Consider the following 18,676-nt stretch of genomic DNA (forward strand, 5'->3'; position numbering starts at 1 on the left):
GGAAAATGTGGCTAGCGTCTGTCGCTAGACCCAAGCCATGCCAGAAAACGGTTTCATCAAACGTGTTTTGCAGAGTGGGCAGCAGCTGACTCTCAGAATGACGCTGATTGTCAGAATGGGCCCGTACGATGGACTGCTTCCCCCGCATTGGTTCGCTTCAAGTTTTCTGGCAGAGCCTAGAACACGTGTGCAACTCTATGTCAGCAAAAAGCGTGGGGCCTTACCCCCGATCCTTCAACATGTTGCTTGAGGGCGTTCAGACAGGTGGTGTTGGGGTGGTTACCGAGCTTGGTGGGGTTGTGTCGGTCGATCGACAGCATCACCAGCGGTAAAAGCCCAATGAAGTCCGCATGATTCCGGTCCGATACGCGCGACTTCAACGTTCAATGGGGTGTTGCGACGCAGGCTTTTAGCGGGGGGAAAGCAGGTTTGGATCCAGTTCTGGACGGTCAGATGGCACCTATGCGCTTGGTCCCTGACCACTTGGAACCAGCGAGTTGGGATTCGGTAAGCATCGAGGCGCAGGGTTCGCGTTTGTCCAACGCCTTTCGCTGAGCGGTTTCCAAGGTTCGTTGGCCCATGATTTGCAACCAAGGCTACGGTGTTGAGTGTCTCACAGCGGAGTCAACGAATAGCTGTTTGACGCTGCAAGTTTTCTCTTCAAATTAGAGGTGCCGAGATGCGTGGATTACTGATCGCAGTCCTAGTTGTGGCTGCATTGTTTTTGATCGGCTGGTTGAAATACGATGATTCCAACGGCGATCCGACGGTGCGAATTGATTCTGCAAACGTACGGCAAGACACGTCTGAAATGGTCGAAACGACAAAGAACGCTGCCGAAGAGATCGACCGCCGAGTCGATGTTGATATCCACGGCGAAAATGTGACTTACTAGTCGCGTTGTCTCTTCCCTGCCAATCGCCGAATTGCGTTGGCGACTCTGTCGCTCTGACTGAATAAAGATCTCTTGTTCTTGGCAAGGGATCTAAGCCGGATTCTGTATGTTCCCGATCTGAATCGATTTCGCCGAATACAACTGCGAAAGATTTCAGATATGCTAACGGGCTTACCTTCCTGCCATCTATCGCGATTCCCCGAGCTATAGTCCCGCGCTATAGTTCACGCGGTAGCTTTGACCTTCAGAATTCACGAGCACATCTATGATGACCTGCCGTGCCGCGCTTCAGTCAGCTGCGGTTCTCTTGCTGCTAGTCGGTTCGCTTTCGACCAACGTCGCCGTTGCACAATCCTCCGCATCGAAAAGCGAGTCCGCAAAACGTCCCAACATTATCACCGTGTTTATCGACGACATGGGTTGGTCGGACTTGTCGTGCTTTGGTGGCAAACGCACGACGACCGAAAACATCGATCGCTTAGCATCTGAAGGCCTGCGATTCACAAACTTCTATGTGAACTCGCCAATCTGTTCGCCGTCACGCGTCGCCCTTAGCACGGGGCAGTATCCGCACCGTCATCGGATCAGTTCGTACTTGGCCCACCGCCAATTGAATCAATCACGCGGAATGGTTCAGTGGTTGGATCTGGATGCACCGATGCTTGCACGGCAATTGAATGATGCAGGTTATGCGACGGGCCACTTCGGGAAGTGGCACATGGGTGGCCAACGCGATGTCGGCGAAGCACCTTTAATCACTGAGTACGGATTCGATGCCAGCTTGACCAATTTCGAAGGTCTGGGGCCTCGCGTTTTGCCATTGAAAGACGCCTACAACGGAAAGCCTGTCCGGAAACATGATCTGGGCTCCGGCAACCTTGGTCGCGGTCCCATCATGTGGAAGGATCGTTCGGTGATCACCGCTGAATTTGTTGATCACGCGTTGAAGTTCATCGATGAAGCACAGGAATCTGAAAAGCCATTCTTTGTCAACGTTTGGCCTGACGATGTGCATTCGCCTTTCTTCCCGCCGAAAGTACTGCGGGACAAAACGAACGAGAGCAAGCGAGAGCTTTACTACGCGGTGCTGGACGCAATGGATCAGCAACTGGCGGTCTTGTTCGATCGCGTGCGAAATGATCCAAAGCTCCGTGACAACACGTTGATCTTGGTGATGAGTGACAATGGCCATGAAAGTGGAGCGGGTTCTTCGGATCCACTTCGAGGTGCGAAAACTTGGCTTTACGAAGGTGGCATCAGGTCTCCATTGATCGTCTGGGGACCGGGGCTTTTGAAGGAAGGTGTTGCCGGAACGACGAATGAAACTTCGATTTTGTGCGCATTAGATATCAATCGATCGCTGTACGAGCTAGCCGGCGCGACTCTGCCCGACGTTGAACTCGACGGTGAGAATTTGTCGACAACCTTGCTGGGGCAAAAATCTGAAAGTCGTAAAGAGCCAATCTTCTGGCGACGTCCGCCCGATCGCGCCGGTGCCGATGGAGAAGACAATCCCGACTTGGCTGTTCGAGATGGACGCTGGAAATACTTGGTCAACTACGACGATAGTGATCCACAACTGTATGACCTCAGTTCTGACATGAGCGAGGCGAACAATGTGATCGAACAGCACGAAGAGATTGCCGAACGCCTTCATGACGAGTTGATGAAGTGGAACGACACTTTGCCCAAGGATGCCGGTGACCCGGATTGGGAAGGGCCTGAAACGTTGGGAGCCTTGCCACCTCATCAGTTTGCTAATCCGATCGGAGAGGGAGCGGACCCTTGGGTTGTTCGCGATCCGAATCATCCTCGCTACTTGTGGTGTTTCTCCGAAGGCAATCAAGGGATCGCGATTCACACCAGTGATTCGTTGACTTCATTTGGGAAGAAGCACATTGTCTGGACCGCTCCCGAATCGGGCGACCATTCCAAAGAGATCTGGGCGCCGGAGTTGCATTATCTCGATGGCCACTGGCACGTCTATTTCGCGGCCGATGACGGAGACAACGCCAATCACAAAGCGTTTGTTCTGCGTTCCAAGACCGACGATCCTGTCGGTGAATACGAACTGTTTGGTCCGATGGCGACCGGCGATGGCGATGACCGGAATTCACCCAACATCTGGGCGATTGACATGACGGTCTTGGAACACGCTGGCAAACGCTATGCGATCTGGTCGGGATGGGACGCACCTGGAACTGACCAACAGTACCTGTATATCTCCGCGATGAAATCGCCAACTGAGTTAGAAGGTCCAAGGGTGCTGTTGTGTGACAACGCCGACTATGTTTGGGAACGCACCGAAGAGAACAAGGAATCGCGTGGGCTGAACGAAGGCCCTGAGGTATTTCAAGCGAACGGTCGAACCGCGATCCTTTACTCCTGTGGTGCTTCATGGTTGCCGACCTACAAGCTGGGAATGCTTGAATTGGTTGGAGACAACCCATTGGATCCGGCATCGTGGAAGAAACGTCCCAAGCCTGTTTTCAAAAGCACGGAGGCGACCTATGGCGTCGGGCATTCGTGTTTCGTTCAATCGCTTGATGGGAAACAATGGTGGCACGTCTTTCATGCGAAGCGTGATCGAAATCCCGGATGGAGACGCGTGATCTATGTTCAACCGATGAAAGTCGGGCCGAAAGGCTTCCCGGTTCTAGGCCAACCTGTCATGCCGGGAACAATCTTGGATTTGCCGTCAGGTGATCCTCAACCACAGGCTTCCAAAAAGACCGACGACTATACGTACTTTGGACATCACCAATTTTTTCAGGCAGACTCCGACACGATTCGATTGGGCCAGGTCCCGGAAGCTCCAATCAATGACTATCGAAGCGGTGAAAAGGTTGTTCTGAATCACCCAGTTCCAAACGACTTCGAAGCATCTGTGTCGATCGACTTTCTAGGAAATGACAAAGCTCGCGATGCGGGATTGCTTTTCCGATGTACGGCACCCTCGGTCGGCTACGACGCGCAACGAGGCTACTTTGCCGGATTGATTCCGCAAACACAGCTCGTCATCCTCGGCAAGATGGATGGATCGAGCTGGAAAGAATTGAAGCGGGCGACAACGGAGATCGATCCAGCGAACCAACAGGAGCTGACGGTTCGCATGAACGGGACGCAGATCGATGTTCTGCATAACGGTACAGAGAAAATCTCGCATGCTGATAAGACCTACAAGACCGGTACCGTCGGTTTGCGAGTTGTGAATACCGAAGCGGTGTTTTCTGATTTCGCTGTCAAATAGTCTCGGCGTCGAAAGGTCGATGCGCAGAGTCGCCAGCGGCAGATGGCTTTGGTTTTAGGATGAGCCGATTGGGCGTTAGCACCGGTTGTCCGTGCGAGAACCGCCGCTAGCGCGGTACGGCTCATGGGGGCTAATCCTACGGGATTTCCGGATTAGCCGATGGGCGTTAGCCCCGGTTGCTCATGCAGAAACCGCCGCTAACGCGCTGCGGCTCATAGGGGCCAATTCACTTTATTTTTTGGATTAGCCGATGGGCGTTAGCCCCGGTTGTCCGTACAGAAACCGCCGCTAACGCGGTGCGGCTGATGGGGCTGGTACGCATACGAATGGGGGTTCTTCGGAACAAGGTTTGCACATCGTAAAAGCCATAAAGATGTGCAAGCGACCCTTCGAATGAACACCATTCAAAATGACGACCGATCCAAAAGAGACTTGGCCTTCTATCTTTCCTAAGTTCAAGCCGCGTCCGCCCTGGCTGGGTGGCTTTCTTCAGACAGGCCGGAGTCGGCTGTTCCGTATTCAAGAACATGATCTTGGTAAGTTTCGGTCCAAGTCACTGCGTTTGCCAACGAACGATGACAGTGGCGATGTGTTAACGGCCGACTTGCTTTCTCCGCCTGAAGGGCCCAGTCATCCTTGGCCTCTAATCGTCCTGCTTCATGGCTTGGGGGGAACTTCGCAAAGCTCGTACATCCGATCGTGTGCGAAGACCTTGTTGTCAGAAGGCCACCGCGTTTTGCGTTTGAACTTTCGTGGTGCAGGGAATTCGGCGGAACGTTGCGAGTCGATTCATCACCCTGGCCGCAGCGAGGACGTCAGCGCGGTTTTTGATGCTGTTCAGAATGACCCAAAATACGCTGACGAACTGAACAATGGAGTGCTTCTGGTGGGCTTTTCGCTTGGCGGAAGTGTGTTGCTACGTTTCCTCGCGCAGCAGCCTCAGAATGTTCCGATCTCAGCCGCTGTCACCGTCTCGGCTCCACTGAATCTGCAAGCGACATCAAAAGAGTTGCTGCGTGTCAGTCGCCGTCCGATCCAACGGTACCTGCTGTCAAAGATGAAAAGTGAAGTGCTACGTGAGAACTCCTGTCTGACGCAGCAAGAACGTGAAGCGGTACGGGCGGTTGGGTCTGTTTGGGACTTTGACAAAGAGTTCACATCGAAACACTGTGGCTTCGATTCTGTCGAGCAATATTACTCGGAGAATTCCGCCGCCCCTGTGCTTTCGGAGATCGATGTAAAAACCTATCTGATCTATGCCAAATCAGACCCGGTTGTCCCCAGCGACAGCTACGAAAACTTTGATTGGAATAACTACCCCAATTTGAATCCAGTGATCGTTGATGATGGTGGGCACGTTGGCTTTCACGGCAAAGGCGATTCGGCACGCTGGCACGAACGTTGTATCGGCATCGTAGCACGCCAATCAGAAAAGTCACCGCTGCCTTTAGCGAACGAAAACGGTGACCGCTTGCGGGAGGATTTGCAAGTCAATCATTGATGCGTCGATTCGGTTGCCATCACCGCGAACAGGGATCGGCGTCTGCGACATCACTTTGACAGACTGCCTCGCCTGGAAGTACTCCACATACTTTGACCGATGAAGCCGCTGAGAGACCAAATTCACTGTTAAACGGCTATAGTCCGCTGGCGTGATGGCTTTGACGACACAGACATCGACAGATTGATCATCAATCGCAATGTGCTTTCCCCAAGTTAGATCACCAATACCGAAAGCACCGATGTTAGCAACGATGACCAACGAGGCATCTCGCTGCATCTTGTTGCCGTCAATTTCGATGTCAAAGCTCCATTGCTGGCGTTTGACAATTTCGCGGATCCCGTGCCACAGATAGACCGCCTTTCCAAACCTCGCCTTCTGTGCCGGAGTCGCCAGTTCGGCGAGTCGTGAATAGGTGCCCATACTGACGTGGGAAAAGAACGTTCTGTCGATGCATTTCATCCCATCGATTTGCCGCACCGTTGAAGCCCCAGCGATAATTTCGATGGAGTCTTCAACATCGATTGGCAGTTCAAGTTCTCGGGCGATCAGGTTCGCCGTTCCTAAAGGGACCACGCCTAAACGTACATCGGTGCCAATCAACTGCTGCGCGATTCGTGAGACCGTCCCGTCACCACCTGCGGCGATAACCGTGTCGGTGCCTTGGGCAATCGCTTGTGTCAATCGCGGCTCAATGCGATCGGCTTCACTTCGATCCCACGAGAAAATTTCCAAGGCTACTTCGTCGTATGCAAACCGCTGTGTGGCTCGTTCAATGATTTGGCTTGCCTCCGCTCGGCCAGCTTGACGATTGATCATCAAAAGGATGGATCGTTGATGGCTCATTTGATTCCGGTTGCGGGCACGATGACTGATAATGTTGAGCAAGAAACTTGAAGGTCGATCATCTCTGTAGGAAGGATTTCACCATCAGCCCGAACAGGGAGTGTCCTATTTGCACTGACTTTCACTGAGCTCGAAGCGGTCAAATATTCGATCTGGTCGCTTTGCCGTGTTCGACCGGTCAATGCATGGAATACGAGGGAAGCGTGTTCTCGCAAACTTTTGGCCGAAATGACACAGATGTCGATCACGCCATCGTTCGGCAGGATGTGTTGTCCCCAGACCATACCTGCGATGCCAACCGGGCTTATGTTGGCAACCATGACTAATGATGCACGCCGTTGATAGTGGATCCCATCAGCAACGATGTCAAAACGCCAACGGGGACCTGATGCGATTTCACGAAAGGCTCGGACGACGTAAGCAAGCTTGCCAATCCGCCGTTTCAATTTGGAATCTTCATTCACGGCGATCTTCGAATACGTGCCCATTGACACGTGCGAAAACGCAAGCTGAGACTGAAGACTCATCGCATCGATGTGAACTTGGCTATGTTGCCCGAAGATCAAATCGACCGCCGCGTCACATTGTTCTGGAATGCCGAGTGCTTTCGCAATCAGGTTTGCAGTGCCGGCTGGCACGATTCCGAAGTCGATATCGTGGCCCGCACAATGGATGGTCGCACAAGCACTGGCCGCATTTGAAATCGTACCGTCTCCGCCAACAGCAATGATCGTTTTCGCACCTTGATCAACGGCATTTTGGATCCGTTCTTCAGCATCGTTGTCAATCTGCTGAATTGATAATTCGATGCCTCGCTCGGAAGCGGCTTGACGGAGCTTGGATTCGATCTCAGCTCCAGAGCCACATCCCGAACGTGGATTGATCACTGCGAAAATCGGCGAACGTGTTTCGCCGATGGACAACGATTGGGAACTGCCGGATAAGACAGAATTCGTCAACTTATTGACAGCGGCCATCGGGTTGACAGTGGTCGTGGGACGTTGATGAGTGACGCCAATGCGCGTGATGCATGAAGAATAGGAAGCAATCCTATTCGATCGGCGAGATAGACTTGACGAGATCCTTATTCGGCTTGCGGCGTTCCATCACAAACATCATCGTTTTACTGCCCTTGGGCGATTCGAATTTGGTTGGTGCTTCGCCACCTGGCAATGCGTAACAAAGCGTCAATTTGTTATCAGAAGTGAACTTCAAGATTCCGGCCGCAACGGGCGGTGTATTGGTCGGTTCCTTCAACGAATTGTTCTCGATCGCTTCGATATCAGGTGAAAGAGCTGTCATCGTGATTCGGACGGGCGTTGCGCTTTCATCGATTCGGAACATCGCCTGATAGGTCTGTTTCTGATCGGTATCGAAAGTAGTGATTTGATTTGTTTTGATCATGACGAATGAACCGTCAACAGCTGACTCGTCCAAGATTCTGCCTTGGTTCCAGCCTTCGAGGATCTCCCAACGGCCTTGTAGTTTCTCGATTGTTGTGTCGTTCGGGGCGTTAACAGGCTCATCGGCAACGGCGGGAAGGGCAGCAAGAGCGGCGACGAATAGTGATGCGAATCGCATTAGAGTTCTCCAGGTGTTGTTGGTTTGGACAGGGACCAAACGGCAACCGCCATACCAAAGCAATCGTAGAAGCGAAAAACCGAACGAATCTCTTCCGTGCTGAAATCTGCTGGCATAGCGCAGCCTGAATGTTTCAATGCTCAGAAAGAAACAGTTGGATAGCTATGTTGCTGGGGGCGTCTGTCGAGTTATCGAACGAGTGACCCAATCGCCAGAGCGATGTAGTCGATGGACGCTATTCGGTCAGTCTGGACTGGTATCGAACGTCTTTGGTCAATCCATAGGGATGTTTTGTCAACGTCATGTGAGTTCGGCTTGACGATGCCGCTATTGAGTTCCCAGCAGACCGTGTGATTGGCACGCAACGAGCACTCATTGGGCAGTCATCACTTTTCTCTGCTTCTCAAAATTGAAACTCTGTCGAAGCAAATGACGGAGGGGACAGCCATGTACCTAAGCATCATGCAGCTAAGCACATTGCCCGATACGGATCGGTTTCCTGAACATTATCTTCCGGACCATTGTTTTCGGAGTTCGCCTATCGATCGACAGCGAACAGACCAGCAGGCGGATTCGGTCAACCGTTCCGATGCGCAAGATCAGACGGCGTCGCTTCTTTTTCGAACGTCGCAGTTGCTCTCGGGCGATCTGGCTGATGAGCAAGACAGTCGTCCACTCACGATCGACATCCACCGAATCGATTCGAGTGATATCCCAGGCAAAGATTCAAGCTTGAGCAGTTTTGAGCCGCTTTCCGAGGCGGACTTTCCACAAGCGGAAGAGCTGCCGTGGGCAGAGTGGAATGAGTTGCAAAAATCTTGACTGCCGGAAGAACTGACATCCGGCGACTTCTCTGATCTTTTCTCGCCTTCGAAGTGACTTCGTTGGCTCCTTTTCAAAATCACTTTTCACTGGAAGGACATCGTCATGCGTCTTACCAAAATCACTACTCAATTAACTTGCCTGTTCATGTTGGCTTCGTCGGTTTGGGCTGATGACCCGACCGAGACACGTAAGCCGGATCTTGCTGTTGAGCATCAGGTTCAGCGTGAATTACGCTCCAATTTCCAGCTGTTGTCACCCGATTTACACGCCCGTGTGATCGCGGGGCGAGTCGAGCTTCGCGGACGCGTTCCCAGCTACATCGATCGGATGAGGGTCGAAGACGTCGTTGAAGAACTGGCCGGCGTGCGTGCGGTGCAAAACCGAATTCGCGTCAATCGCGAAGGTCAATACATTCACCAACAGGGCATTCACCAGCGGGTGGAATCGTTGGTCGGCTTCCGTGGTGAATCGCACAATCGTGACGGACAAGTGAGTGCGCTAAAGCCGACGACCAAAACGGTGCGCGGGACGATTGAGCTGATCGCTGACAAGCACATTCTGATTCGGGACTTCCGCCGCGGGATGATCGAAGCGGAACTGCCAAAGACTGCGGAAGTCACCCTCGATGGAAAATCGGTGGATGATCAGGCTCTGCGTCAAGGATTCTTAGTCCTGGTCGAAGCGAAGGTAGATGAGGGCGATTTGGTTGCAGAAACCGTCGACGCCCACTCTCCCAAGTAGGTATCGACTCGCTCGATTTCGAATACGCCATGCGAGGACGCTAGCTCTCGCGTGAGCGTTAAAAAACTCGGCATTTCCGAATTGGCATGGTATATGCCTTAGATGCCCGGACATCAAAGCACCGGACGCACACCAAGATTTCGCAACCACCCACTAGAGCCCTGTGACATGTCTCTTGCTGATATTTACCGTCCTAAATTGAGAAACCCAGCCGCGGGCTACGATCCCGTCTATGGGCCGATCGGTGGAAAATCTTCGACATTTGCTGGAAAAACTGTTTTCGAGCGATCGGTAAATTGGTGGGTGATGCTTGTCGGATCATCGATCGCGCTGATCACCAGTAGCTATCTCGCCTGGTCTTCGTTGACGTCTTCAAGCGTTGCCGGTTGCGGTGGCGACCTGTTTGACTGCTCGAACGTACTTCACAGTCGTTTTTCGTCTGTGATGTCTGTACCGGTTAGCATTCCTGCAATGATTGCCCACGCAACCATCCTGGGGATGTTGTTTTGGCAACCAGTGTCACAGGCCGCATCGAAGGTGCGTTGGTCGATTTTAGGCCTACTTGCTTTTTCAGTTGCCGCTGCTGCGATCTGGTTTGTCGGATTGCAGTTCATCTGGTTGCAGCACTTGTGTCCCTATTGCCTCGCCGCACACACAGCAGGCCTAATCGTGTTGGGGGCGTACCTGACCAGTGGGCACACTTATCATGGGGTATCCAAAGTTGCGTTGGCTTTGGTCGCATTGGTCGGAACGGCGGGTTTCATCGGCCTGCAATTTTTGAACGATGCACCGGTGACTTACGAGGTCATTGATCACACAGCTCCAGCCGCTACAGAAGTCGGAACCGAATCCCTCGAAGAAACATCGACGGAAATGGAACTGTTCGAGGCTCCTACGCTGTCGTCTAATGATTCCTCGTCTAGCGGGATGCAGGCTGAAGATTCCAGCGAATCGACCCATCTCGTCAGTGACCATCAGATGATTGCATTCGCGATGTCGATGTTCAGTCCCGTTTCAATCGTCACCAATCAAGTTACTGCGGAAGACACTGACTCGGCTGATGAGCCGTCTGCTGCCGAAACGAACTCTGCTGACGTTGTTCCCAGCAGTACTGTTCGGTTGTTGAAGAACGTCAAGCTAGAGACTGCCTCTTGGCCCCTGATCGGTAAGCCAGATGCGGAATTGGTATTTGTCGAAATGTTCGACTACACCTGTCCTCACTGCCAACGAACCCACCGTTCGCTCGAAGCCGCTCGTAAGCATTTCGGTGATCGGCTAGCTGTGATCTCGTTGCCGGTTCCCTTGGATCGTGACTGCAATCCGACCGTCCGTTCGACAAGCAGCAGCCATGCGGAAGCTTGCGAGCTTGCAAAGCTAGCCGTTGCGGTGTGGATGACTGATCGAGATCAGTTCGACGCGTTCCACAACTATTTGTTTGAATCGCGACCACGCTACAGCCAAGCGTATGCGAAAGCACGAACGATGGTCGACGCTGCGAAACTTGATTCGACGATGCGTGGGACCGGGCCGAGCGACTACATCTCGAAACATGTCACGCTTTACCAGCGTGCCGGCAGCGGAACGATTCCTAAGTTGTTGTTCCCAGAAACGACGGTGGCTGGTGCGGTCGAATCGCCACAGTCGTTCATCAATTTGATCGAACGCAATCTTCGATAGTCAAGCAAAGCTGCGACTGGCAAGCAGGTTCGGTACAGACACCAAACCTGCTTGCACTTCTGCGATCAGTTCACTGCAGGCTGTTCAGCCTCAATCGCTTTGCTCCTGCCAAACCAAGCCAACAGCGGTGGCAACAATAGCAAGTCACCAAATAGGGCCGATCCGATGGTCAAGCAGGTGATGACGGCGAAGATCCTCTGTTCCCGCATCCCGCTAATCAAGACGGACGAGATACCCAGAACCAGGATGACGGTCGTCATGATCAGCGCGCTACCGGTACTGACAAAGGCCGAGCGGATCGCATCCCGCTGATTCATTTGTTGGGCATCTTCCCGGTATCGGGATAGGAAATGGATCGTATCGTCGACAGCGATCCCAAGGCAAACCGTAAACGCACAAACGGCGGCAATCTCTAGCGACTGACCCATCCAGTAGAAGCAGGCCCCGGTGAAGGCCAGTGGGAACGTATTCGGCACGATCGCAATTAAACCAAGCCTGATCGACCGGAACGCGATCGTTAGCACCACGAAGATGATGATCGAGGCGCTACCCAGGCTGTAAACCAGATCCAAAACGACTTGATACAGATTCTTCCAACGGTTGATGGGTCTGCCGCTTAACCGCAGATCAAAAGCTTGGTGTTCGGCTGCGATCGCGTCCAGTCCTTCGTCGATGCGTTTGAATACAGGTGCGTATGCGGCAATCCCGACATCTCGAATTTTGAATCTGACAACGGCAGAACGGTCATCAGGTTTGTAGAAAGCGTGTTTCAGTGGTGGCGGCAGCAGTTCGGCGATCGAAAGACGAGCGCTCGCGTCAGGATCCCCTGGCAATACGTCGATGAATCGCTGAAGTGATACCGGACTTCCGATCAGCTCTTCGCGATCGAGCAATTGCTGTGCTTGAGCGATCACCTCGCGAATCTCATCGGAACCGTCTTTAACATCGTTGTTCCATTGGATCTGCACCGTTGCCGGTTCCGTACCGCCCATCGCTTCGTCCAGCGTTGCCATCGCAACAAGTGCGGGCGCGTCGTTAGGAAGCAGCATTGCGACGCGTTGGTCCGGATTCATTTGCAGGCTGATTAACAGCAATGCGATTGTACTGCCGATCGCGATACTGCCCATCATTCGGTAGTGACGCATAGACCATTCGATCACGGGGCCGATCTTCGCCAAATTGCGATCGATCACGTTTTCTTTGGAAGTCAGTTGAACTCTGTTACCCAGACGCGATGCACACGCGAAAGGGATGATGATCATGACGGCCAAGAACGACAGACAAACACCGACGACGCAACTGAGTCCAAATTCTTGAACGACTTCGTTTTGTGCGAGCGCTAGCGAACCAAGTCCGATCGCGGTGGTCAGCGATGTTAAGAAGCAAGCCATTCCGACTCGTTCAATTCCACGTTTGGCCGCATCACGCGGCGAGAGTCCTTGATTGCGAAGACGCCGGATATCGAGGAACAGGTGGATGCTGTCGGTGAAGCCTACCATGCCGATCAAAACCGGCGTTACGATTTCGTTGAAAGGATTGTCTTGCAGATCCAGTAGCGGCAGCGAACCCAGCGCCCAGTAGACGCCGATGATCGGCGGTGCGGCAACGATCACGACGCTTGCGAAGCCACGGAACAAAATGATCGCCATCAACGTGACCATCCCCAGAGCGATCCAAACAAATCGTTTTTGGTTCTGGTCACGGGCCTCCAGAATAGCCATTGTCGTCGGGACACGCCCAGCGACTTGGATTTGTAGTCCCAAGTCAGGATAGTTTGCCGCGGTATCCACAGCGGTCTGTTGGATCTTGTCGATCGCGGTATTGTCGTCTTCGACAAATAGCCAATCTAACTTCATCAACAATAGCAACGTCTTGCCGTCTTCGGAAAGCAGCTGCCCGGCGATCAGTGGATGGTTCAGTGCACGCGATCGGGCGCGATCGAACTGGTGTTTCGATGACGAGGGCTTGGGGATCACCGCGTCCCGAAGCGCGAATAGGTTGATCGGTGGTGTGTCGTCCATCCAGAAAAGGCTTGAAACGACGTCGAGCGAACGGAGCCGATCGACCATCGCCAAGATCGCTTCGCTGCCTTTGGGAGTGAAGAAGTCGTCACATTGCACGATCAATGCGACATCATTGTCATTGATCTGCAGTTGTCCGCCGCGAACCCCACCGGAAGAACGACCGCTATCATCCTTCGATGACGAATCTTGCTCGTCGATCGGCACGTTCGGCGATGATGAATCGGCATCCTGGGCCCGGCTGAACAACTCGGTGATTAACTGAGGATCGCGTCGACCGACAGTGGCGATAGCCGTCATCGACAGCAGGAATAGAAACACCAACACTGGGTGGTCCACCGCTGCTGAGAAACAACGAGTCAGAATGCGTGTCATCAATTCGTTTGATTTTTAAGTCGTCGTAGGTGTAGTTGTTCGATCTCTTCCAATTCGATCGTTCCGTTCCCGTTTCGGTCGAGCTGGTCCATTCCGAAATGAGCAACTGATCGTGGCAGTTCATCACGATTGAGTTTGCCGTCCTGGTTCTTGTCCCAACGAGTGATGTATTTCTCGGCAAGCTGTTGAGCTTTTTGTTTGTCTTGGGAACTCAGTGCGGATGATTGATCGGTGCGTTTGACTGCCTGTTGACGCAACCGGTCTGTCACGTTTCGCGGGATCGCCACTTCGAAAAATCCGATTGCCATTTCTTCATCTGTTTGGTCGCCCCAGTAGATTGGCGCACTCGGATCAGGATTGGCAGGATTGTTGGCGGAGTTATCGAATTGTGCTTCGAACCAAATTTTATCGACCGTGTTCAACGGCAGAGGCTCTGCAAAGGCATAGACATGTTGCCAATTGAAGTCATAGTTCGGAACCGATAGCAGCGTTTCTGGTGTGGCTTCGTTGCCAGATGAATCCGCATGATTTGCAAACACACGAAAGCTTTTGCCACGGAGGTGCATGTGCGGTGCTACGGCAAGCAATTCGCCGACATTGGGCAATTGTCGGATCGACGCGGTGACCGGGTAGTCATCGGCATGTGGTGGAATTTCGAACTCGCTATTAATCGCCGTCAGTGTGATGATCTCCCGATCGATTTCCTCTTTCTTTCCAAGCAATAGACCGACTTGCGTTAGATCTTCTTGCGGAGTGCCGGTCGGCGTGTAGTGCATTTGGAAAACGAGTTTCGATCCTGCCGGAATCCGCCGCGCGTATCCCGGCGGGAACTCCGCACCTCGTTGACCAGGGACGTAGGCACCTAGCCAACCGATACCACGGAAATCAGCATTGTCCGGTGGGCGAATGAAGACGATGCAGTGGTGAACGACCGATCGGTTTCCGGGGCGAACTTCCGTACCGACGACCCACGTGTCCTCTTTGAATCCTGGGTCAACGACGTAGTACTGGTAGTCCACGGATTCGTCTGCCGGGACCAGGAACGGTTGCTTCGCCATCGGAACCACGACGTCGGGTTCGCGAGAGAACTGCCATTCGTTCCCATCTTTGGTGACCGCCAGTGGTTGGTTGATGGATTTCTTTGGCAGGTCATCGACGTTGCCAAATGGCATCCCTCCGTTAACCCATTCTTTGATCGTTTGCTTTTCCTTTTCGGGCATGTGCCGAGCGTTCAAAAACTTTCCGAAGTTTGGATCGGCGTGCCATGGCGGCATGCGTTGTTCGTCCATGACCTCAACCATCATTGGGCCCCAGCCGACAACTTCGGCATAGTCAGTTAGGGCGAATGGAGCGATGTCGCCTTCGCGGTGACATTCGTTGCATTGGCGATCAAGAATTGGAGCGATGTCGCGTGCGTAAGTTAAGTCCGTCGTGACCGGTTCATCGCTGGCATAGCCGATCAGACAACCGACCGAATTCGTCATCGGAACCGAGACGTCTTTGCCACCGAGCACTTCGTTGATCGCTTCGGCCAAATCATCACGATTCGCTTTCGTTCGGGAGACACCGGGTTCGTATTCATCGTCGACGCGACCTTGGTAGCGAATCGCCAAGTTTTGGTCGACAACGACGACTTCCGATGTGCGTTTCGCACCGACGCTTTTTCCGACTTCTCCGCCAAAGTCTTTGACCAAGGTGAATCCGATCTGCTGCTCGTCGGCAAAGCGTTTCAGGTCATCAAGCGAGTCCTGTGCCGTGCTGCAGACTCCGATCAAACGTACGGCATTCGCTTGGTCAGCTGTGGTGCTGTTGATCGCTTGAACCGTTTTCTGAACACGGCTGGCATAGATCTTTACCAAAGGACACTCGGTGCCAACGAAAAACAAAACCGTGACTGGCGAGGCTGAATCTTTCGACAGGTTAACTTTGGTCCCGTCGATACTGGGTAGATCAAACGCCGGTAACGTCCGGGCATCCGCACCCAGCAATTCTTGATGAGTTGCGACGGCGGCCAAGAAGCATACACAGGCCAATAGTCGTTGGCTGAGAAACGTCAGCTGCTTGATCCGGTTTCGATAAGGCATTCTGGCGACCGATGCAAAGAAGTGCGTTGACGGTAGACGACGGCATGATGTCCACTGAATTTTCCGCCCTTGATGGCACCAATGCAAGGGCGACGTCTTGCCACAGAAAACGCTTCTCAGCAGAGTGCGATATTTTCCGTTCTGGGGGGGCTTGATGCATGGCATTTCACCGGAGTTAGAAAATGTCATGCTTATCGCAGTGATTCGTAGCCTCAATGATAACGTGATGACTACATTGCGAAGGTCATTCCCCTGCAAAGGCGAGTGACCGAATTGATTTGCTTCCATTAAGACAAGATTCATGATCAGACATATTTGCGGCCGTCCGACACTCGCGTTCTTGACGCTATCACTGGCTTGTTTAATTGCTCCACAAGGTGCACTGGCGATTGAGCCTTGTCGGATTCGAGTCGTGGATGCCCAAGACGGTTGGCCTGTTCCGTTGGTCGAATTGCGAACAACGCATCATGTTCGTTTCGTCACCGACAATGCGGGAGTCGTCGCATTTGATCTTCCCGAATTGATGGACACCCAGATTTGGTTGACGGTCCAGGGGCACGGCTACAACGTACCCAAAGACGGTTTCGGTTATCGCGGCGTCCGTGTGACTCCGACTGAGGGCGGCGAGATCACGATCAAAGTCAATCGCGAATTGCCCGCGCGTCGATTGGGGCGAATCACCGGTGGCGGACTATTTGCAGAAAGCCAAAAACTGGGTGAGCACCTCGATTGGAAGGAACAACGCATCTTGGGCTGCGACAGCGTTCAAAATGCGATTTATCAAGGCAAAACCTATTGGGCCTGGGGTGACACAACGTTGGCCAGTTATCCGCTGGGACGTTTCAATACGATTGGTGCATCATCGGTGATTCAACCGCTCGATGATTTTCAACCGCCAATCAAGCTTCGCTACGATTACTTTACCGACGACGATGGGGTCCCACGCAATGTCGCCCCCATGCCAGGCAAAGGGCCAACGTGGTTGATGGGCTACGCCAGTTTGCCTGATGCGGCAGGCAAGGAACATCTTGTCGCGACCTATTCAAAGATTGAACCGCCGCTTGCGGAATATGAGGTCGGTTTGTGTGTCTGGAATGATGCCACGAACTACTTTGAACAGGCAAAAGTCATTTGGGAAAAGTCCCGCGATCAATCACGTCCCCGCCCGACACCGCAAGGACATGCGGTGATATGGAAAGATGACAACGCAAAGCAATGGGCGTTGTTCGGTGATCCACTTCCCACATTACGATGCGAAGCAACGTTTGAATCGTGGTCAGATCCAAGTACCTGGGAGTTGCTCGAACCCCAGCATTCGATTCCTGCAAAGAACTCTGGTGAATCGATTCGTCCCCATCGTGGCGCGATCGCTTGGAATGCCTATCGCAAAAAATGGGTGACAGTATTCACGCAGTTTGGTGGCGACATGTCGCATCTTGGCGAGCTTTGGTATGCCGAAGCAGATTCGCCGATGGGGCCGTGGGGTGACGCGATTAAAGTTGTCACGCACGACAAGTACACTTTTTACAACCCGCAGTTGCATCCCGAATTCACGGAGAACGGTTCACCAATCTTGCTTTTCCAAGCGACCTACACCTACACCTTTTCAAGTACCAGCGATCCGACCCCTCGGCACGATTACAACCAAGTGCTCTATCGATTGGACCTGGATCAGTTGGTCGAGAAAGAATAGGTGATCCGGAAAACAGATTCTGATCGCGTCAATCGTCCTTCCTTTCGCGAACTTTTGCACATCGCACATTCGGGGGACCACAATGCGGTCATACCGGTCTGTCCGCAATTGTGGGTACATCTTTGCCTTCGCGGATGTTTTTAAGGTAGGCTTTCAGACGCTTTTGCTTTTACAGGCGAGCGCTTTCGCATCGTCGTGCGAGATGCTCGCCTCGCTTGTCGTGATTCCTGCTCATCAATTTGCTGCGACGCATGGCTACCGTCTTCGACACTATGAAGCTCGGAATTTGGTGCGATCGGACGCTTTGGCGAAATTGCGATCGGCTGGTTTAGCAGCTGGCGAATGACACGTTCACTTGACTTATCTGACGGTTATCCATGATGGACATGCTATCGATTCAACTTCGAACCAAGCGGCTTTGGTTTTGCGTCTTCGCGGGTTTAGGGTTATTGGTCAGTCTGCCAACAAACGTCATGGCTCAGGGGGCTTCAGGTCGTCGAAATCAGCGACAGCAAGAACAAGCTCAACGCAATTATCAGCTGCAAATGCAAAAGGCTGCTGAAAATCAGGCTCAGTTGCCAAGCGATCCACAGCTTCTAAGCTTGCACCGCGACTTCATTGTCAAAGCCGAAAAGCTTGCCGTCGAGTACGAACGTAAAAAGCAGTTCGACAAAGCTCGTGAAGTTCTTGAAGCGATGGTTCGCTTGGTTCCCAAGCATGCCGAAGCCGAAGCGGGGCTGCAACGGATTCGTCAAATGCAGACGATGGCCGATCGCAAGGTCATCGATGTCGATGCGAATTCCGGATGGCAGGATACCGGGGTGACGTTGCAAGAAGGCATGCCAGTGCACATCGAAGTTCGTGGGACATGGAAGGTTGTTTTAGAAACCGACCATCAAGGGATCGATATTCCTGAAAAGCTGCGACCGAGAGACTCTCGCATCAAGCTGGGCACATTGATCGGAGTCGTTGCCACTTCACCATCTGACTTGGAAACGGCAAAAGCATTTCCGATTCAACCGGGCAAGGACTTCGTCAATAAACAGACCGGTCGATTGTATCTGCGGATGTTCGATATCGATCCAGCAGATAACGAAGGAAAGATCTTCGTCGGGATCCAAAGCACCTTCGCAAATTAGTGAAACTAGCTGGGCTGGTTGGGCTAACCGGGCTGGCTGAAACCGATT

General features: G+C 52.8%; 13 protein-coding genes. 8 read left to right on the forward strand and 5 right to left on the reverse strand.

From position 1 onward, the window contains the following. Nucleotides 1–679: 679 nt before the first annotated feature. The 3 genes from LOC67_RS00125 (at nucleotide 680) to LOC67_RS00135 (ending at nucleotide 5,646) form a co-directional block, all read left to right on the forward strand. Nucleotides 680–895 (forward strand): hypothetical protein, encoded by a 216-nt coding sequence (locus LOC67_RS00125; RefSeq protein ID WP_230260250.1) that lies wholly within the window; start codon nucleotides 680–682, stop codon nucleotides 893–895. A gap of 265 nt (nucleotides 896–1,160) precedes the next feature. After that, entirely contained in the window at nucleotides 1,161–4,145 is a 2,985-nt protein-coding gene (locus tag LOC67_RS00130; RefSeq protein ID WP_230260251.1) for a sulfatase-like hydrolase/transferase, read from the forward strand. A 409-nt stretch (nucleotides 4,146–4,554) separates the two neighbouring features. Then, nucleotides 4,555–5,646 (forward strand): YheT family hydrolase, encoded by a 1,092-nt coding sequence (locus LOC67_RS00135; protein ID WP_230260252.1) that lies wholly within the window; start codon nucleotides 4,555–4,557, stop codon nucleotides 5,644–5,646. On the opposite strand, the gene LOC67_RS00140 is transcribed toward LOC67_RS00135, so the two are convergent. From LOC67_RS00140 to LOC67_RS00150, 3 genes are all read right to left on the reverse strand, one after another. After that, nucleotides 5,593–6,492, reverse strand: coding sequence for a diacylglycerol/lipid kinase family protein (locus LOC67_RS00140; protein WP_230260253.1), 900 nt, complete (start codon nucleotides 6,490–6,492; stop codon nucleotides 5,593–5,595). The genes LOC67_RS00135 and LOC67_RS00140 overlap by 54 nt on opposite strands. After that, nucleotides 6,489–7,379: a diacylglycerol/lipid kinase family protein gene (locus LOC67_RS00145; protein ID WP_230260255.1), complete on the reverse strand. Its 891-nt coding sequence runs from the start codon at nucleotides 7,377–7,379 to the stop codon at nucleotides 6,489–6,491. The genes LOC67_RS00140 and LOC67_RS00145 overlap by 4 nt, the downstream gene beginning before the upstream one ends. A 163-nt stretch (nucleotides 7,380–7,542) precedes the next feature. Then, nucleotides 7,543–8,073: a TIGR03067 domain-containing protein gene (locus LOC67_RS00150; protein ID WP_230260257.1), complete on the reverse strand. Its 531-nt coding sequence runs from the start codon at nucleotides 8,071–8,073 to the stop codon at nucleotides 7,543–7,545. Between the two features lie 429 nt (nucleotides 8,074–8,502). Here LOC67_RS00150 and LOC67_RS00155 point away from each other — a divergent pair, with 429 nt between their 5' ends. The 3 genes from LOC67_RS00155 (at nucleotide 8,503) to LOC67_RS00165 (ending at nucleotide 11,316) form a co-directional block, all read left to right on the forward strand. Beyond that, the gene (locus tag LOC67_RS00155) at nucleotides 8,503–8,895 is read left to right on the forward strand and encodes a hypothetical protein (RefSeq protein ID WP_230260259.1); all 393 of its coding nucleotides are present in this window, start codon (nucleotides 8,503–8,505) and stop codon (nucleotides 8,893–8,895) included. Nucleotides 8,896–9,000: 105 nt separating this feature from the next. Continuing rightward, nucleotides 9,001–9,639: a BON domain-containing protein gene (locus LOC67_RS00160; RefSeq protein WP_230260261.1), complete on the forward strand. Its 639-nt coding sequence runs from the start codon at nucleotides 9,001–9,003 to the stop codon at nucleotides 9,637–9,639. A gap of 168 nt (nucleotides 9,640–9,807) precedes the next feature. Continuing rightward, the gene (locus LOC67_RS00165; RefSeq protein WP_230260263.1) at nucleotides 9,808–11,316 is read left to right on the forward strand and encodes a vitamin K epoxide reductase family protein; all 1,509 of its coding nucleotides are present in this window, start codon (nucleotides 9,808–9,810) and stop codon (nucleotides 11,314–11,316) included. Between the two features lie 65 nt (nucleotides 11,317–11,381). On the opposite strand, the gene LOC67_RS00170 is transcribed toward LOC67_RS00165, so the two are convergent. Further along, on the reverse strand, nucleotides 11,382–13,712 hold the full coding sequence (locus LOC67_RS00170) for an efflux RND transporter permease subunit (RefSeq protein ID WP_230260265.1): 2,331 nt from the start codon (nucleotides 13,710–13,712) through the stop codon (nucleotides 11,382–11,384). Next, nucleotides 13,712–15,796, reverse strand: a complete 2,085-nt coding sequence (locus tag LOC67_RS00175; protein WP_230260266.1) for a redoxin domain-containing protein — start codon at nucleotides 15,794–15,796, stop codon at nucleotides 13,712–13,714. The genes LOC67_RS00170 and LOC67_RS00175 overlap by 1 nt, the downstream gene beginning before the upstream one ends. A 301-nt stretch (nucleotides 15,797–16,097) precedes the next feature. Here LOC67_RS00175 and LOC67_RS00180 point away from each other — a divergent pair, with 301 nt between their 5' ends. Both LOC67_RS00180 and LOC67_RS00185 read left to right on the forward strand, forming a co-directional pair. Further along, nucleotides 16,098–17,489 carry a DUF4185 domain-containing protein gene (locus tag LOC67_RS00180; protein WP_230260267.1) on the forward strand — a complete coding sequence of 464 codons (1,392 nt, stop codon included), beginning with the start codon at nucleotides 16,098–16,100 and terminating at the stop codon, nucleotides 17,487–17,489. 386 nt (nucleotides 17,490–17,875) lie between these two features. Further along, a complete protein-coding gene (locus tag LOC67_RS00185) occupies nucleotides 17,876–18,628 on the forward strand; it encodes a DUF4670 domain-containing protein (protein WP_230260268.1) in 753 nt (250 codons plus the stop codon). Nucleotides 18,629–18,676 lie beyond the last annotated feature (48 nt).

Origin of the sequence: Stieleria sp. JC731 (assembly GCF_020966635.1) — a bacterium.
Classification (GTDB): domain Bacteria; phylum Planctomycetota; class Planctomycetia; order Pirellulales; family Pirellulaceae; genus Stieleria.

Bases quoted from the DNA above. Each gene is read 5' to 3' on its own strand.
- LOC67_RS00180 (WP_230260267.1), top strand. From the start codon at position 16,098: ATGATCAGACATATTTGCGGCCGTCCGACACTCGCGTTCTTGACGCTA.
- LOC67_RS00125 (WP_230260250.1), top strand. From the start codon at position 680: ATGCGTGGATTACTGATCGCAGTCCTAGTTGTGGCTGCATTGTTTTTG.
- LOC67_RS00155 (WP_230260259.1), top strand. From the start codon at position 8,503: ATGACGGAGGGGACAGCCATGTACCTAAGCATCATGCAGCTAAGCACA.
- LOC67_RS00160 (WP_230260261.1), top strand. From the start codon at position 9,001: ATGCGTCTTACCAAAATCACTACTCAATTAACTTGCCTGTTCATGTTG.
- LOC67_RS00135 (WP_230260252.1), top strand. From the start codon at position 4,555: ATGACGACCGATCCAAAAGAGACTTGGCCTTCTATCTTTCCTAAGTTC.
- LOC67_RS00140 (WP_230260253.1), bottom strand. From the start codon at position 6,492: ATGAGCCATCAACGATCCATCCTTTTGATGATCAATCGTCAAGCTGGC.
- LOC67_RS00165 (WP_230260263.1), top strand. From the start codon at position 9,808: ATGTCTCTTGCTGATATTTACCGTCCTAAATTGAGAAACCCAGCCGCG.
- LOC67_RS00185 (WP_230260268.1), top strand. From the start codon at position 17,876: ATGCTATCGATTCAACTTCGAACCAAGCGGCTTTGGTTTTGCGTCTTC.
- LOC67_RS00130 (WP_230260251.1), top strand. From the start codon at position 1,161: ATGATGACCTGCCGTGCCGCGCTTCAGTCAGCTGCGGTTCTCTTGCTG.
- LOC67_RS00170 (WP_230260265.1), bottom strand. From the start codon at position 13,712: ATGACACGCATTCTGACTCGTTGTTTCTCAGCAGCGGTGGACCACCCA.
- LOC67_RS00150 (WP_230260257.1), bottom strand. From the start codon at position 8,073: ATGCGATTCGCATCACTATTCGTCGCCGCTCTTGCTGCCCTTCCCGCC.
- LOC67_RS00175 (WP_230260266.1), bottom strand. From the start codon at position 15,796: ATGCCTTATCGAAACCGGATCAAGCAGCTGACGTTTCTCAGCCAACGA.